This window comes from Novosphingobium sp. DS6-6 (assembly GCF_057784975.1).
The window spans coordinates 121,870-136,730 of the sequence record NZ_JBYNTS010000005.1 but is presented as its reverse complement, the minus strand read 5'-3'; the positions used below and the strand labels follow the sequence as shown (position 1 = coordinate 136,730).

13 protein-coding genes are annotated in these 14,861 nt (G+C 65.1%); 8 read left to right on the top strand and 5 right to left on the bottom strand.

Annotated elements, in window-relative coordinates; all coding sequences use genetic code 11:
* Positions 1 to 5 precede the first annotated feature (5 nt).
* Together AC3EDY_RS07970 and AC3EDY_RS07965 are read right to left on the bottom strand one after the other, a co-directional pair.
* Positions 6 to 1,277: an MFS transporter gene (locus AC3EDY_RS07970; RefSeq protein WP_488571952.1), complete on the bottom strand. Its 1,272-nt coding sequence runs from the start codon at positions 1,275 to 1,277 to the stop codon at positions 6 to 8.
* Entirely contained in the window at positions 1,277 to 3,394 is a 2,118-nt protein-coding gene (locus AC3EDY_RS07965) for a TonB-dependent receptor (RefSeq protein ID WP_488571951.1), read from the bottom strand. Before AC3EDY_RS07965 ends, AC3EDY_RS07970 begins: the two co-directional genes overlap by 1 nt.
* A gap of 370 nt (positions 3,395 to 3,764) precedes the next feature.
* Between AC3EDY_RS07965 and AC3EDY_RS07960 the strand changes: the two genes are divergently transcribed.
* Genes AC3EDY_RS07960 through AC3EDY_RS07950 form a run of 3 tightly spaced genes read left to right on the top strand, consistent with a single transcriptional unit; the run spans position 3,765 to position 6,047 of the window.
* Positions 3,765 to 4,328 (top strand): VOC family protein, encoded by a 564-nt coding sequence (locus AC3EDY_RS07960; RefSeq protein ID WP_488571950.1) that lies wholly within the window; start codon positions 3,765 to 3,767, stop codon positions 4,326 to 4,328.
* A complete protein-coding gene (locus tag AC3EDY_RS07955; protein WP_488571949.1) occupies positions 4,318 to 4,911 on the top strand; it encodes a malonic semialdehyde reductase in 594 nt (197 codons plus the stop codon). The genes AC3EDY_RS07960 and AC3EDY_RS07955 overlap by 11 nt, the downstream gene beginning before the upstream one ends.
* Positions 4,908 to 6,047, top strand: coding sequence for a hypothetical protein (locus AC3EDY_RS07950; protein WP_488571948.1), 1,140 nt, complete (start codon positions 4,908 to 4,910; stop codon positions 6,045 to 6,047). Before AC3EDY_RS07955 ends, AC3EDY_RS07950 begins: the two co-directional genes overlap by 4 nt.
* Before the next feature lie 25 nt (positions 6,048 to 6,072).
* Here AC3EDY_RS07950 and AC3EDY_RS07945 read toward each other — a convergent pair whose 3' ends face one another.
* Complete coding sequence (locus AC3EDY_RS07945; RefSeq protein ID WP_488571947.1) at positions 6,073 to 6,387, bottom strand: 2-thiouracil desulfurase family protein; 315 nt, start codon at positions 6,385 to 6,387, stop codon at positions 6,073 to 6,075.
* Positions 6,388 to 6,544: 157 nt separating this feature from the next.
* Between AC3EDY_RS07945 and AC3EDY_RS07940 the strand changes: the two genes are divergently transcribed.
* On the top strand, positions 6,545 to 7,198 hold the full coding sequence (locus AC3EDY_RS07940) for a pyridoxamine 5'-phosphate oxidase family protein (protein ID WP_488571946.1): 654 nt from the start codon (positions 6,545 to 6,547) through the stop codon (positions 7,196 to 7,198).
* Between the two features lie 40 nt (positions 7,199 to 7,238).
* Here AC3EDY_RS07940 and AC3EDY_RS07935 read toward each other — a convergent pair whose 3' ends face one another.
* Complete coding sequence (locus AC3EDY_RS07935) at positions 7,239 to 7,778, bottom strand: pseudouridine synthase (RefSeq protein WP_488571945.1); 540 nt, start codon at positions 7,776 to 7,778, stop codon at positions 7,239 to 7,241.
* A 3-nt stretch (positions 7,779 to 7,781) separates the two neighbouring features.
* The gene (locus AC3EDY_RS07930) at positions 7,782 to 8,957 is read right to left on the bottom strand and encodes a JmjC domain-containing protein (RefSeq protein ID WP_488572105.1); all 1,176 of its coding nucleotides are present in this window, start codon (positions 8,955 to 8,957) and stop codon (positions 7,782 to 7,784) included.
* 136 nt (positions 8,958 to 9,093) lie between these two features.
* Between AC3EDY_RS07930 and AC3EDY_RS07925 the strand changes: the two genes are divergently transcribed.
* The 4 genes from AC3EDY_RS07925 (at position 9,094) to AC3EDY_RS07910 (ending at position 14,855) form a co-directional block, all read left to right on the top strand.
* Positions 9,094 to 9,699 carry an RNA polymerase sigma factor gene (locus AC3EDY_RS07925; protein ID WP_488571944.1) on the top strand — a complete coding sequence of 202 codons (606 nt, stop codon included), beginning with the start codon at positions 9,094 to 9,096 and terminating at the stop codon, positions 9,697 to 9,699.
* Positions 9,671 to 10,651: a FecR family protein gene (locus tag AC3EDY_RS07920; RefSeq protein WP_488571943.1), complete on the top strand. Its 981-nt coding sequence runs from the start codon at positions 9,671 to 9,673 to the stop codon at positions 10,649 to 10,651. The genes AC3EDY_RS07925 and AC3EDY_RS07920 overlap by 29 nt, the downstream gene beginning before the upstream one ends.
* A 98-nt stretch (positions 10,652 to 10,749) precedes the next feature.
* Entirely contained in the window at positions 10,750 to 13,575 is a 2,826-nt protein-coding gene (locus tag AC3EDY_RS07915) for a TonB-dependent receptor (protein WP_488571942.1), read from the top strand.
* Positions 13,575 to 14,855: a histidine-type phosphatase gene (locus tag AC3EDY_RS07910; protein ID WP_488571941.1), complete on the top strand. Its 1,281-nt coding sequence runs from the start codon at positions 13,575 to 13,577 to the stop codon at positions 14,853 to 14,855. The genes AC3EDY_RS07915 and AC3EDY_RS07910 overlap by 1 nt, the downstream gene beginning before the upstream one ends.
* Positions 14,856 to 14,861 lie beyond the last annotated feature (6 nt).

The window sequence follows — 14,861 nt, the reverse complement described above, 5'->3', positions numbered from 1 at the left end:
GATGGTTATTCCGGAAAGGACGGGGACTTCAAACAGGACAGCAACCAAGCCGCCAGCGCGGCTGCGGTGGTGCCCGCCCCCAGGCACAGGAAAAGCGCGGACGAACCGATCCAGTCGGCAAGGGCCTGGGATGGCAGCGGCGCTATGACGTTGCCGAGCGCCAGCACAGCCGAGGCGAGGCCGAAGGCCAGACCATGCGCTGCGGGCGGCGTCCGGTCGATGATCGCCAGATTGAGCGCGGGGCCGCCGAGACTGAGCCCCAGCGCCGCCAGCATGACGCCGGCGCAGAAAACGAACGTCGAACCGGCAACGGCAATGCTGACCAGACCGAGGCCGACCATGACGAAGGCAACGGTGAACAGCGACAGTCGGCTCAGTCTGCGTGCCAGCAGCGGCAAAAGCGCCACGCCGAGCAGAACGCTGGCGATCGACGGCCCGCCGATCAAAGCACCGATCGCGCGTGGTTCCGTGGCACCCAGATCGTGCGCGAAGAACGGCCCGAACGTTGCCATCAGCAAGCCCGCGACGCCCATCCAGAACCCGAGCAACAGCAAGACCCAGATTACCGGCACCGTGGCCCGAATCGCGCGCAGGAACGAAGGGGCCGGTGCGTCAGCGTCCTGTCGCACCCGCGCGCCAAGGTCTGCGTCGGTGGCCCGGTTCTGCAACCGCGATCCGAACAGCAGCACCGCTGCAAGGGGAACAAGGCCCAATGCCGCCAGCAGAAACGGATGCCGCCACGAATGTTCCGCCAGAACGCCGCCCAGAACGACCCAGACCGGGCCGCTCAGCGGAATCGTCATGGCGACAATGGCAAGCGCGCGGGCGCGGGCCGCAGGCGCTATGCTTTCTGCAACCAGGCTGAGCACGGCGTTGGTGATTCCCACCCCGCCAAGCCCGGCCAGCATGCGACTGACCAGAAGCAGCGCAATAGGCTCGATCCAGAACCCGGCCATGCCGGCCAGGGTGAACAGCCCCAGCGAGAGGATGAGCAGTGGCACCCGTCCGATGCGGTCCCCCAGCAGCCCAATGAACGGAGCCGCCAGTATGGTGGCCAGCATCGGCGCCGAGATCATGAGCTTGGCGTAAAACCTGGCATTGTCGAGATAGCTGTATGCCGCGGCCATATGCGGAAGCGCGGCCTCGATCACGGTCCACGACATCGACGTTATGGCCATGCACGACAGCAGGACAGCCAGGATCGGCCATTGCCGTCCCCCCGGCGGGGCCGCATCCCCTCGGCCGGCGGGCGCTTCCTGCTGCGGCAGATCCTGCATCAGAACTGCACCGTCAACCGCAGGCCGGCCGTCGCCGGGTCTGCCAGGAAGTACGTGTTCCCCGCCGGGCGTTGCCGCCAATACGAGAAGTACTGCCGATCGAACACGTTGCGGCCATAGACTCTCACGCTCCAGCGCCCGGCCTGGCCTAGCAGCGTGGCATCGAGATTGACCAGCGTCAGCGGGGAGCGCAAGCCCGCCGACGTGTTGACGATGTCGTATTGCAGGCTGCTGGCATACGTGACATCGCCGCCCAGCACGAACATCTTGTCCCCCAGCGGCAGATGATATTCCAGACGGGTCGATCCCGAGAACCGCGGCGCCAGGATCGCCCGGTTGCCGTTGCAATCGACCAGCTGCAATGTTGGCCCCTGTCCCGAAGTCCCGCATCCGTTGAACTTGTCATAGCGCGAGTCCAGCAGGCTGCCGTTTGCCGACAGCTTCACGCGTTTCGTGATATCGAAGCTTCCTTCGACTTCCACCCCGCGGCTGGTAGACTTCTCTGCGTTGGCAATGAAGTTGTTGCTGGACAGGTTGGTTACGGTCGTCGTTAGCACCTGCTGATCATTGTAATCGATGTAGAACACCGAAAGATTGAGCCTGAGCCGCGATTGCATTGCGACGGCTTTGATGCCCGCTTCGTAGTTGGTGATATATTCGCCCTTGTACCGGCGAAACCGCTCCAGCGACGTCGGCAGTGGCGCGGTGTTGATGCCGGCTGCCTTGTATCCGGTCGAAACGGACGCATAGATCGTTGCCGGATCGGTCCGGTAGCTAAGCGCCGCTTTCCAGGTGAAGCTGTCATCGGATTCCGACCCGTCGAAAGAGGTCTGCGGCACGAACGGCGGGATCGCATCGAGATCGAGGCGGGCCCGGAAATCCGACTTGCTGTAGCGCCCGCCCAGTGTAACGGTAAGGCGGTCCGAAAGCGCAAGATCACCCTGGCCGAAGATCGCATACTCTTCAATGTTGTAGCGCGACTGACCGTTTACCGGCGTGAACAGGGGCCGCTCCGCCGCGACGGTTCTGGCGCCGATCTTGTAATTGTAATAGAAGCCGCCAACCATCCAGTTGAACTTGGCTGCCCGCGTATTCGACAGGCGGAGTTCCTGGCTCCAGCTTTCCTGCGAAACGTTGGTCAGCAGATATTCGGGCAGATCCAGCGGCTGTCCGGTGTCGTTCGCGGTCTGATCGTTGTCTGTCGAGGTATATTGCGTGGCCTTGCGGTAACCGGAAATCGAAACCAGGTTAAGGGCGCCTATCTCCTGACGAAGCGTCAGGCTGGCCCCTTTGGCTTCCCGGTCGTCGCGCATCGGCGTATTGAGGGACAGCACCCGCTTGAGCGGAAGCAGTTGGGCAGGCGCCGGCTGGCTGTCATCCGAGGTCCAGTCGACGTTGAGGTCGGCCGTGAAACTTCCACCGTTATCGTACCCGAATGTCGCGCGCGTCGCGATCGAATCGCCGCTATTCAATTTGGTATTGTTGTAGCGATTGTCGATCCACCCGTTGCTGTTCGAATAGACGGCAGCGGCCCGGAAATGGAATGGCCCGTGCGCGATCGGCCCGCCCAGGCTCGCACGAAGCCGCTGGCGGCTGAGCGTGTCGGCATCGATCGAAAACGAACCGTTGATGGTTTTGCCGGGGCGCCGGCTCACCACCGATATGGCGCCCGCCGTGGCATTGCGGCCGAACAGAGTGCCTTGAGGGCCACGGAGAACTTCGATGCGCTCGACATCGGCCAATTCAAGATCGGACGCAGCCCTGCCATCGACATAGACGCCATCGATATAGACGCCGACGCTGGGTGACACGCCAAAATCAAGTAGCGCGGTCGTAATGCCGCGAATGGCATAGTTGACGGTTTGCGCATCAGCGCCGCGCGCCACCTGCAATCCCGGTACGACCCCGACAAGATCGCTGGCCACTGTCACGTTGCGCGTTTCGAGGTCTGCTGCGGATACTGCAGACACCGACAGCGGCACGTCGCGAAGACTTTGCTCCCGCTTCTGCGCGGTCACGATAATGTCGGCCGTCCCCGGAGTCGTGTCGACGTCGGCCGCCAGCGCTGGGGCGGGTGCGGCGGCGAATGCCAGAATCCATGACAAATTCAGAGTCATATGGCTGGGTGAGCAGCGCAGTCTTGCACGCGTTTTATTCGCCACGTTTTGCGACACGTCTATATCCTCCCCGGATTAATTGCCATTTTTTGATGTGAACTCTAATCCCTTTAGAGACATCGATATGCTTAAAAGTTAAGTCAAGTTACTTTCAAAGTAATTCTCGATAACATTGCGCGATCTATCATTGTCAAGCATACAAGCGCCTACAATACGAAAGATGGAAATCTTCAAATGTATTTTTCCGTCTCGGTAGGGAGATGACGCGTGATCTATATTTCGTCAAAACTGATGTATTCTGCATCCTGGATAATGCCGGGCGGCCCCGTCGATCAAAATCCTTCGTTCCTGTTCAAGGAGCTTTGAAGAAATGCTGCGGCCGCAAGTAAGCCATATCGGCCTGTGGGTATGGGACGTCGACGCCATGCTCGCGTTCTATCGTGACGCTCTGGGCCTCATCGAAACGGATCGTGGGCGCGCCGGGCCGGATGGTGCGGAAGCGGTGTTCCTGAGCGCCGACCCCGACGAGCACCATCAAGTCGTGCTGGCGGTCGGCCGTCCGGCCGACGAGCGGTACAGCGTGGTGAACCACCTTTCGTTCAAAGTGGATACGCTTTCGGATCTGCGCGCGATCGCCGGACGGATCGGCCACCTGCTCAGCGAAGGGCCGTTTTCCATGACGCATGGCAACGCATGGTCGGTCTATGGCCGCGACCCCGAAGGCAACATGCTGGAATTCCACTGCGATACGCCATGGTACGTCTATCAGCCCTTCGTACGACCGTTCGATCTGGCGTTGTCAGACGCCGAGATCGAAGCAACCACTCTCGAGATGCTGCGCAACGAACCGGGTTTTCAGACCAGGGGCGAATGGCGGCAGACCATGGTCGCGAAACTTACGGCGAACGCCAGCGAGGATCGTCATGACGCCTGAATCCAACGCCGATACGGCAGCGACGGCTCTGTTTCTGGAGGGGCGCACCGCTGTCGCCTGGCTGCCCGAACCGCTGCCGGACGATATGCCTCGGCAGCTCCACGATCTCATGCGCTGGGCGCCGACAAGCCTCAATTCCAACCCGGGGCGCTTTGTCTATTGCGTAAGCCAGGACGCGAAAGAGAAGCTCGCCGCCTGCGCGATGCCACCCAACCGGCAGAAAATCCAGACGGCGCCGGCGATGGTGATCATCGGCCACGATCTCGAATTTCATACCAGATTGTCTGAGCTGTTTCCGCACAGCCCGGCGGGGGCATTCTTTGCAGGCAACCCCGATGCTGCACAGGAAACGGCGTTCCGCAACGGCGCGTTGCAGGGTGCCTATCTCATTCTCGCCGCCCGGCTGCTCGGTTTCGATGCCGCGCCCATGTCGGGGTTCGACAACGCGGCGGTGGACAAGGCGTTCTTTGCCGATACCGCCATCCGGTCGAATTTCATTTGCGGCATCGGGCGAGCCGATCCTGCCCATTCCCGGCCGCGGGGCCCAAGATTGAACTTCGAACAGACGAGTTGGCTTGCATGACCAGACAATCCAGTCGCGGCGCCGGCCGCAAATCGCTTAGAGACCTTTCCGCAAAGCTGGTCCCGGTCACCATGCACGGCGGATATCCGCGGCCGTCATGGTTCACCGAACAGCTGGGCGATCGGCAGCTGGCGGCCGCCCTACTCGAAGAAGGCTTCGACGAAGCCTACCGGGACGCGGTACGCTGCGTGATATCCGAGCAGCTTGAGCTGGGCCTCGACATCATCGGTCAAGGCCAGATGTGGTACGATACCAATGTCGCCGGGCTGGGTTCGTCGTTTCTCTACAACGTCAAGCGAATGAAAGGCATCGAGGTACTTTATCGCCCCAATGCCGCGTTGCAGAGCGGGCCGCGCGCCGGGGGTGGCGACAAGGCATCGCTGCGCGCGATCCAGGGGGTTTCGGCAACCGTCGTCGCGCCTTTGGCAGACGCCGGACTGTCGTTTGCAACCCATTGGGAAATTGCGCAGTCTTCGGTCACCGGCGCAAGCCCTCTGCCTGTCAAGGCGCAATTCGGCATGGGTCCGACGGAGCTTTCCGGTCTGCTGGTCGATGCCTATTACGGTGACTGGCTGGCATTGCTGCGCGACGTTTCGGCGATCTATCGGGAGCAGATGGAAGCGGTGGTCGCCGCCGGCGCGCAAATCCTTCAGCTCGACGACCTGTTCATGATGGCGCCCCCGCCGACCTGGGAGAAAAGCGCCGAGATCATCAGCGCCATGTTCGAAGGGGTGAACTGCTACAAGATATGGCATCTCGGCCATGGCGGCACCGGCGTGCCCCCCGGCCGCACCCCTTACGACCGGCTGCTGCCCGTGCTCAAGGACGTGGCGGTCGACGCGTTCGGTCTCGCTTTTGCGCAAACCGGCTTTCGCGACGAAGACTTCAAGCTTTTCGCATCGCTGGACGTGGACAAGGACCTGGGCGTCGGCGCCGTTTCCAACAAGAACTTCTGGGTCGAAGCCCCCGCCGAAGTGGAAGCGGGACTGCGCAAGGCGGCGCAGTACGTTCCGGTCGAACGGCTTTTCGCAACGACGGATGCCGGCCTGACCCGCTATCCCCGGCCTGTCGCCAAGGCAAAACTGGCCGCGCTGGCCGCGGGCGCCTTGGCCTTCCGCGAAAGCTGTGCGGCCTGAGGCAATGCGCGGGGCCGGGAGGCTGTCACCTTTCCTCCGGCCCGTCGAGCAGAGCCGCCAGCGCGGCGATATCATGTGGCACGAAGACCCGTACACCATGCTGGCGAAGCAATGCCGCGGTTGCCCCTTGGCCCTCCACGCGCTGGCCCCGGAAGCTGCCGTCATGCACGAAGCTGCTGCCGCAGGATGGACTGCCATCAGTCAACAACGCATAGCGGCAACCGTTGCGAACGGCTGTTTCAAGCGCGATCCGCGCGACGTGCAAGGGCTTGGCCGAACCGTCGTACCGCACCGGCTTGCCGATAAGGCAGGCGCTGACCAGAATCTTTGCGCGGTTCATGGCCAGGCCGCAAAGGCAGGGGCGACACGGACAGGCAAGACCTTGGGCATGCTGCGCACTCTACGGCAACAGGGCGGAGGTTCAAGCAGGCCCGAATGACGGCGCTTTCTCGAAAGCGATTTCGCGGGTAGGGAAGCGCCATCGCAAGGAACGAGCCATGACCAGCTTCAACGCCCCCAGTGCCCGCACGCGGGTGAAACGGCAGCACCGGCGTGCCGATTATGCCCTTGAAACGTTGCATGCCGTGCTCGACGCAACACCATTCTGCCACGTGGCCTATGTCCACGACGGTGGCCCCGTCGTTACACCCACGATGCACTGGCGCGACGGACACCGGATCTATTGGCATGGATCTTCGGCCAGCCGCTTCATCCGCGCGGCGACCGATCGGCCCGTTTGCGTCAGCGTCACGCTGGTGGACGGACTGGTGATGGCGCGATCGGCCTTCAACTGCACGCTCAACTACCGGTCGGCCATGCTTTACGGGACTGCGGCGCTGGTCGAGCCGGCAGAGGAAAAGGCGGCGCTGCTCGCCGGGTTTGTCGATCGTCTGGTATCAGGACATTGGGCGCGCCTGCGGCCCGTGACCGAGCCGGAACTGAATGCGACCACTATCCTGTCGATCGACCTTAACGAAGCCTCGGTCAAACTGCGGACGGGTGATGCGCAGGATGATGAGGACGACTATGCCTTTCCCGTCTGGGCGGGCGTCATCCCGATCCGCATGACCGTTGGCGAGCCGCAAGCCGATGCGCGCAATCTGCCCGGGGTCACCATGCCGGCGGAGATGCGGGATTTCGCCATTCGCTAGCCGAAGAACGGGCATGAGGCGGCATTGGCGCCCGGATCGGTCAGCCGACCGCGCGCCACTGCCCTGGGGGCAGGTCGTCGAGCGTCCATTCGCCGATGGCCCAGCGCACCAGGCGCAGCGTCGGGTGGCCGATCGCGGCGGTCATCCGGCGTACCTGCCGGTTGCGCCCTTCGCGCAGCACCAGTTCCAGCCAGCAATCGGGCACGCTTTTGCGAAAGCGCACCGGCGGCACACGCGGCCACAGCGCAGGCGGATCGATACGGCGCACCCCGGCAGGCAGCGTCATGCCGTCGTTCAACCGCACCCCGCGCGCGAGGGCGGCAAGGGCAGCGTCGCCCGGCTCTCCTTCCACTTGCACCAGATAGGTCTTGGGCGCCTTGAAACGCGGGTCGGCGATGCGTGCCTGCAACCGGCCGTCGTCGGTCAGCAGCAGCAGCCCCTCGCTATCGCGATCGAGCCGACCGGCAGGATAGACGCCGGGCATGGCGATGTGATCGGCCAGCGTGGGCCGGGGCACGCCGGTCTTTTCGACGGTGAACTGGCACAACACGCCGAACGGCTTGTTGAAAGCGATCAGCACCGCTCAATCCAGCCCGTCGTCATCTTCGCCATCGTCGAACGCCAAGGTGCCCTGGTCGATCAGCGCGGTGACGATCGCCGCCGTCCCCGGCGCCACCGCCAGCCCGGGATCGAGCATGACGCATGCCCCGCCACACAGCGCCGGCGCCAGGCCGGGTACCGGGCAGGGGTGGCACTGGCCATCGGCGAACAGCAGGGTTTCCCCGCCATCATGCAGGAAAGCCATGCGGTGCGCCGGGTTGCGGCGCAGCGGCGCGCCCTGTTTGAGCAATGCCGCCACGACGTCCGGATCGGCGGCTTCGTCTGGCCGCCAATCGGTTTCGGGATACTTTGCCTGGGTGCTCATCTGCCCGAACCAGCGGGCAAAGGCCCCGCGATCGCCCAGCGCCTGCATGGCCATGGCATGAAGCCGGGCGAGCGCGGCCGGCAGGATCTCGCCGGGATGGTCCTGCAACGCCAGATCGGGATCGGCATAGCGATCGGCCTCGGCATCGCCCCGCTCTTCCAGCGCCAGCGCCGCGTGCGCGCCCCAGCCTTCCACAAGCTCGGCCCGCGAGGGTGCGCGAAAGCCGATCGAGTAGGTCATGCAACCGTCGCCCAATGCCACGCCATCGTGGGCAAAGCCCGGAGGCACGTAGAGAATGTCGCCCGGATCGAGCACCCAATCGTGCGTGGCGGCGAAATCGGCGATCAGCGCCAGATCGGCATGCGACTGCAACGGGGTGGCGGCGTCGCAGCGCGGCCCGGTGCGCCAGCGGCGGCGGCCCTGCCCCTGGATCAGAAACACATCATACTGATCGAAATGTGGCCCGACCCCTGCACCGTCCGTGGCATAGCTGACCATGACATCGTCGATCCGCCAATCGGGCACAAAGCGGAACGGCTCGATCAGCGCGGCCACGGCCGGTACGTGCTGATCCACCGCCTGGACCAGCAAGGTCCACGGATCGGTGCCCAGGCTGGCAAAGCGGTGTTCGGGCAGCGGCCCATGTTCCACGACGGGGCCATCTGGCGCGCGCACGATCAGCCGGGATTCCACCCCCACCTCGCAGGCAAGGCCCGCCAGTTCGTCCGGATCGAGCGGATTGCGCCACTGCCCCCAGGGATTGCGGATCAGCACCGGCTGCTTCTGCCAGGCCGTGGCAAGGAACTGGACGATATCGAACTGGGCAAGGCGCATGGCCCGCTCATGCGCTGCCGCCCGCTTCCTGTCAAAGCCGGCCTTGTCGGGGAACGGGGCAGGTGTCGGCAACGCGGCTATGTCACGAAGCTGTCGCCAACCACCGATAGCCCACCGGCACGGAAGGAACGCCTTCGTGCCAGCCGAATCCGCCTCCGCATCATCGCAGCCGCCTGTCGCACTGACGCCGGCGAGCGTGGTGACATGGGTTGCCCGGTACGTGGTGCCCGCAGAGCCGCGGGTGCGGGCCGCGCTGCACCGGGCGGGGGTAATGCCCGCCGACGTCGACGATCTGATCCAGGATGCCTATTGCCGGTTCGCCGCCATGGCCGAAGTGGGCCATATCGCCCAGCCCGGTGCTTATTTCATGACCATGGTCAAGAACCTGCACCGCGATGCGCTGCGCCGTGCACAGATCGTCAAATTCGAAGATATTACGGAAAATGCCGCGCTGTTCGTCACCGAAGAAGCGCATGGTGTGGAAGCCGTGGTCGCCGCGCGGATGCAACTGCGGCTGGTCGAGCGTCTGCTGGCCACTCTGCCCGAGCGGTGCGCTACGATTTTCCGGTTGAAGCGGATCGAGGGTCTGTCCCAAAAGACCATCGCGGCACGGCTGGGCGTGAGCGAAAGCATCGTGGAAAACGATGTTCAAAAGGGACTGAAGGCCATTCAGCAAGCCATTGGCAGCCCCGACGACAAGGAATGGATGGAAGTTGAACAAGGGCGGCCTACCACCGGTTGAAGACGGCACCGCCCATTGGGCGACCCACTGGGCTGCCCGCATCGACGCCCACCCCGACACCATGCATGACCCGGCGCTTGCTGCCTGGCTGGCCGCAAGCCCCCGCCACGCCGGTGCCCTGCTGCGCGCACGCGCCATGCTGGCGATGTTTGCGCCCGATGCGGCAGTGGCGCCGTCTGGAGCGGCACAGGCCGTGCCCGCTGGCAGGCCGGCGTGGCCCTGGCGCCGCGCGCTGGGGTTGACGGGGGCGATCGGCGCGGCGGCGGCGGCGCTGGCCCTGGCACTGCTTCCGCCCGGGGGATGGGGCGGGGGCCTGGCCGTGACCACCGGCATCGGCGAAGTGCGCCGCCTGGCGCTGGCGGATGGATCGTCGCTGGCCGTCGACGCGCGATCGCAGCTTGACGTCGATGTGGCGCGCGCCGGGCGCCGCGAAGTGACGATGGCAAGCGGACGGGCGCTGTTTCGCGTCACGCACGATGCCGCCCATCCATTCCGGGTGCTTGCGGGGGGCGTTAGCATAACCGACATTGGCACCGTGTTCGAAGTGAGCCGCGACGAAGAAGCCGGCACGGTGGACGTGATCGTCAGCGAAGGCGCGGTGCGCGTGGCGACGCCACAAGGCACGCGCTTGCTGGCGGGCGGGCAGCGCGCCCACTTTGCCCTGCGCGGCCCTTTGCCCGCGGCCCAGCCAGTCGATGCGGCAACGCTGGCGCGCACCGCCGGCTGGACGGAAGGGCGGCTGGACCTGGATGGAGAGCCGCTGGGCCAGGCCGTGGCCGAAATGAACCGGCACAACCAACTGCAGATCGTTCTTGCCACCCCCGCGCTGGGCGCCGAACCGCTGTATGGCGCCTTTCGCCTGAACGATCCCAACGCGTTTGCCCAGGCCGTGGCGGCCAGCGTGGGTGCGCGTGCCCGGCAGACTGCCGATGGCCTGGTGATTGAACGCTGATTCCGGTTTTTTTGCAGCCGCGCTAAGGAAAGCGGCACCGCCCTTCGTCACGCCAGTGTTCCTGCTTTCGCGGGACCGCATGAGGGGGGTTTTCCGCAATGTTTGCGCCGTTTCGTTCCGTCTCGACGCTGGCCATGGCCGTGGCTGGACTTTCCGCTATTTCCGCTGCCGCGCAGGGGATGCCCATGGCCGCTGTCACCGTGCATGTTCCCGCCCAGAACCTGAGCGATGCCGTTCGCCAGTTCGCCGCCCAGGCCCGCATCCAGATCGTGGTGGCCGGCAATGTCGCACGCGGACGCCGCAGCATGGCGATCGACGGCACGATGGACGTGCCCACCGCGCTCGCCCGCATGCTGGGCAATAGCGGGCTCATTGCGCGCAGCACGGGCCCCGGCGTTTTCGTGATCGTGGCCGACAAGGCGGCGCTTGCCCCGGCCGCTGCGGCACTGGCGCCGTCCGGCGACGCCGAAGCCGATGGCGACAGTGCAATCATCGTGACCGGCGTGCGCGCCGCGCAGGAAGAGGCCGCGGCCGAAAAGCAGAGCGCGCTCAATACCGTCGAAACCCTGCGCGCCAACGACGTGGGCAAGCTGCCCGATCAGAACGTGGCCGAAGCGATCAAGCGCCTGCCCGGCCTTTCGGTGGCCAACGACCAGGGGGAAGGCCGCTATGCGATCGTGCGCGGGATCGATCCGGGACTGCTTAACATCACGCTCAACGGGCAGACGCTGCCCGCGCCCGAACCCGACGGGCGCCAGGTCAAGCTGGACGACCTGCCTTCGGCGATGATCCAGGCGGTCACCGTCACCAAGTCGGTCCTGCCCAACCAGGATGCCAACGCGATCGCCGGCGAAGTGGCGATCCGCACCCGCACGGCGTTCGACAGCAAGGCGCCCTTCACGTTCGATGCGCGCGGCGCGCTCGGACGCTACAATCTCAACCACAAGGCCGCATGGGAAGCCGATGGCACGGTGGGCGGGCGCTTTGGCCCCGATCAGCAGTTCGGGGCAGTGCTTTCGGTCAACTATTCGCGCCGCAATATCGAAAGCGAGAACTACCAGGGCTCGGGCGCTTGGTCCGGCGGGCTGCCCGATGGCAACGGCCTGCGCAATTACAACCTTGTCCGCACGCGGCTGGGCGTGGTCGGCAATTTCGACTGGCATCCCTCGCCGGTGGCCAAAATCTTTCTGCGCACCAGCTATTCCGAATACAAGGACAACGAAACCCGCGACCAGAACCGCCTGGCGATCACCGATGCCGAGGCGCTGACCGCCACGGACGGGGGCAGGGCCACGGCGACGGGCACTGTCCTGGTCCGCCGCCGCATCGAAAACAGCAATACCCGCGCAGCCACTTTGGGGGGCGAGTTTTCCGAAGTGGCGGGGGGCACCCTGTCGCTTTCGGGTGGTTGGACCCGCGCGCTCAAGACCGATCCGCTGCGCAGCGAATTCACCTATTCCACGAAAAAGGGCGGCGTGACCGCGAACTACGACCCCAGTACCTATCCTTATACGCTGGCGCCCACGACCGATCTTTTCAACACCCCTTCTGCTTTCACGTTCAGCAAGATGAATTTCGAAACGCGGCGCGCGACCGAGGTGATCTGGCAGGGGCGGATCGACTACACCCACCCCCTGGGCGAGAGCACGACGCTGGCCGTGGGCGCCAAGCTGCTCTCGCGCGACAAGACCGACGATCATGACCGGCAGGATTACAGCACGACGGGCAAGATCGGCGTAAGCGGCGGGGCGCTGGCCGATGTGGACTATACCGGCGATACCAGCTTCATGGGCGGCCAGTTTCCGTTCGGCGCGCGAATCGATTACAACGCGGCTCGCGCCTGGTTCGACGCCAATCCTTCGGGCCACACGCTCAACCGGGCCGCCACGATCTCGGACAGCCTGGCCAGCGACTACCGCGTCAAGGAAGACATCGCTGCCGCCTATGCCATGGCCACGATCAAGACCGGCATGCTTACCCTTGTGCCCGGCGTGCGCCTGGAACGCACGGTGGACAAGGCTTTCGCCAAGAAGATCGTCGACGCGGCTTCGACCTTGAACGACGGCTACAACAGCTATGGCCGGACCAGCTATACCGATTTCTTCCCCGGGGTGACCGCGCGGATCGACCCGGCACCGGGCCTGGTGATCCGCGGCGCCGTCACCACCTCGATCGGCCGGCCCAACTATCCCGACCTGGCGCCTTACGTGATTGTCGAGGACGATCCCAATCTGCCGTCGGTGTCGCTCGGCAACGCCGGGCTGCAGCCCTATCGCGCGGTCAATTACGATCTCGGCGTGGAGTATTATCCCGCCCCCGGCGCCATCCTTTCGGCCGGCTATTTCCACAAGGACATCCGCAACCCGATCTATAGCGTAGGCCAGATCCGCACCAACGTGACGCTGGCTGGCCAGTCCTATGCGCGGGCCGATGTCACCCAGCCGGTCAATCTGGATCGCCAGCGGCTTTCGGGCGTGGAATTCAATGTGCAGTACCAGTTCACCGGTCTGCCAGGCGCGCTGGGCGGGCTGGGCCTATCGGCCAACTATACCCACGTCTGGGGCCGGGCCTATGGCCCACAGTTGCGGGCCGGGCCGATCCCGCTGGCTTTCCAGTCGAACGATGTCGGCAACGTGCAGGTATTCTACGAAAAGTACGGCCTGTCGGCGCGTGTCGCATTCAACTATCGTTCGGCCTATCTCGATACCCTGGGCGATAGCGCGGCAACCGACGAATATACCGACAACAACGGCCAGCTCGACGTGCACGTGGGCTATCAGATCAAGCGCCAGGTCACCGTGTTCGGCGATGCCATCAACCTGACCGATGCCCCATGGCGCCGTTATCAGGGGGTAAAGAGCCAATTGATCGAGCGCGAGCGTTATGGGGCGCTATGGCGCGGCGGCGTGCAGGTGCATTTCTGATGCGCGCCCAGGTCGTTGCAAGGCTGATCGCGGCGCTTCTTGCAGGGCTTGCCCTGCCGGCTCTGCCCCGGGCAACGGTGGCACGCACCCCGGCGCCGGCACCTGCAAATGTGGTGGAGCAGGTCGTCGTGGTCATGCGCCACGGGGTGCGCCCGCCGACGAAGGACCCGGCCATGCCCGCCGGCTTTACCAGCCAGCCCTGGCCAGCCTGGACCGTGCCACCGGGCTGGCTCACCCGGCATGGCGCCCAGGCCGTGGCCCTGCTGGGCGCGGCAGACGGCCGCACGTTCCGGGCACAGGGTCTGCTGCCGGCGCGCGGTTGCCCGGCGCCGGGGCGCGTGGCGGTCATCGCCGACAGCGACCAACGCACGATCGCCACGGCGCAGCACTGGGCGCGCACGCTAACACCGGATTGCCCGCAGCCGATCGATCACCTGGCGCAGGACGTGGAAGATCCGCGCTTCAACGCCATCGAGCATCGGCTTGCGCCGCTTGATCCGGCGGCAGCGGACGCGGCCGTAGCCGAGGCCGTGGGGCCAGGTGGGCCCGCCGCGCGCGATGCGCAGATGCGGCCGCTCACGGCGCGGCTCAACGCCATCCTGTGCGGCAACGCGACAGGCAGCTGCGGCGTGGACCAGAAACCCACCACTGTCGTGCCGACGGCGATCGGGCAGAAGCCCAAGCTTGCCGGCACGCTGGACCGGGCCTCTACCGCCGCGCATATCCTGTTGCTGGAATATACCGAGGGCAAGCCGCTGCGCGATGTGGGCTGGGGGCGGGCCAGCGCCGCCGACGTGACCGCGCTATCGGCCTTTCACGCGCTGGAATTTGCGCTGGTGGCCCGCCCGCGCCCGATCGCGGCGGCCAACTTCGCCGCCCTGGCCCCGATCGTGCGGCACGGCCTGACAGGCCCGGCGCGGATCACGCTGATTTCCGGTCACGATACCACGGTGGCTAACCTGGCCGGGCTGATCGACGCGCATTGGCAGGTGCCCGGCTTTGCGGCCGACGATCCCGCACCCGGTGGCGCGCTGATCATCGAGCGGCTGCGTGGCCGGCAGGGCCAGCCGCTGGTGCGCGTGCGCTATCGGGCCCAGACGCTGGAAGGGATACGCACACTGGCGCCGCGGGGCGCGGTCAGCGTGCCCGTGCCATTGCCCGCCTGCGCGCTGCCGGGCCGGCCGACGCTCTGCCCGCTGGATGCCTTCCTCGCTTTGCTTGCTGAAGGGAACGCAGGGCGGCGCGCTGAAACGTTCGGCGTACTTGAACAAACCGATTGAGTTTAT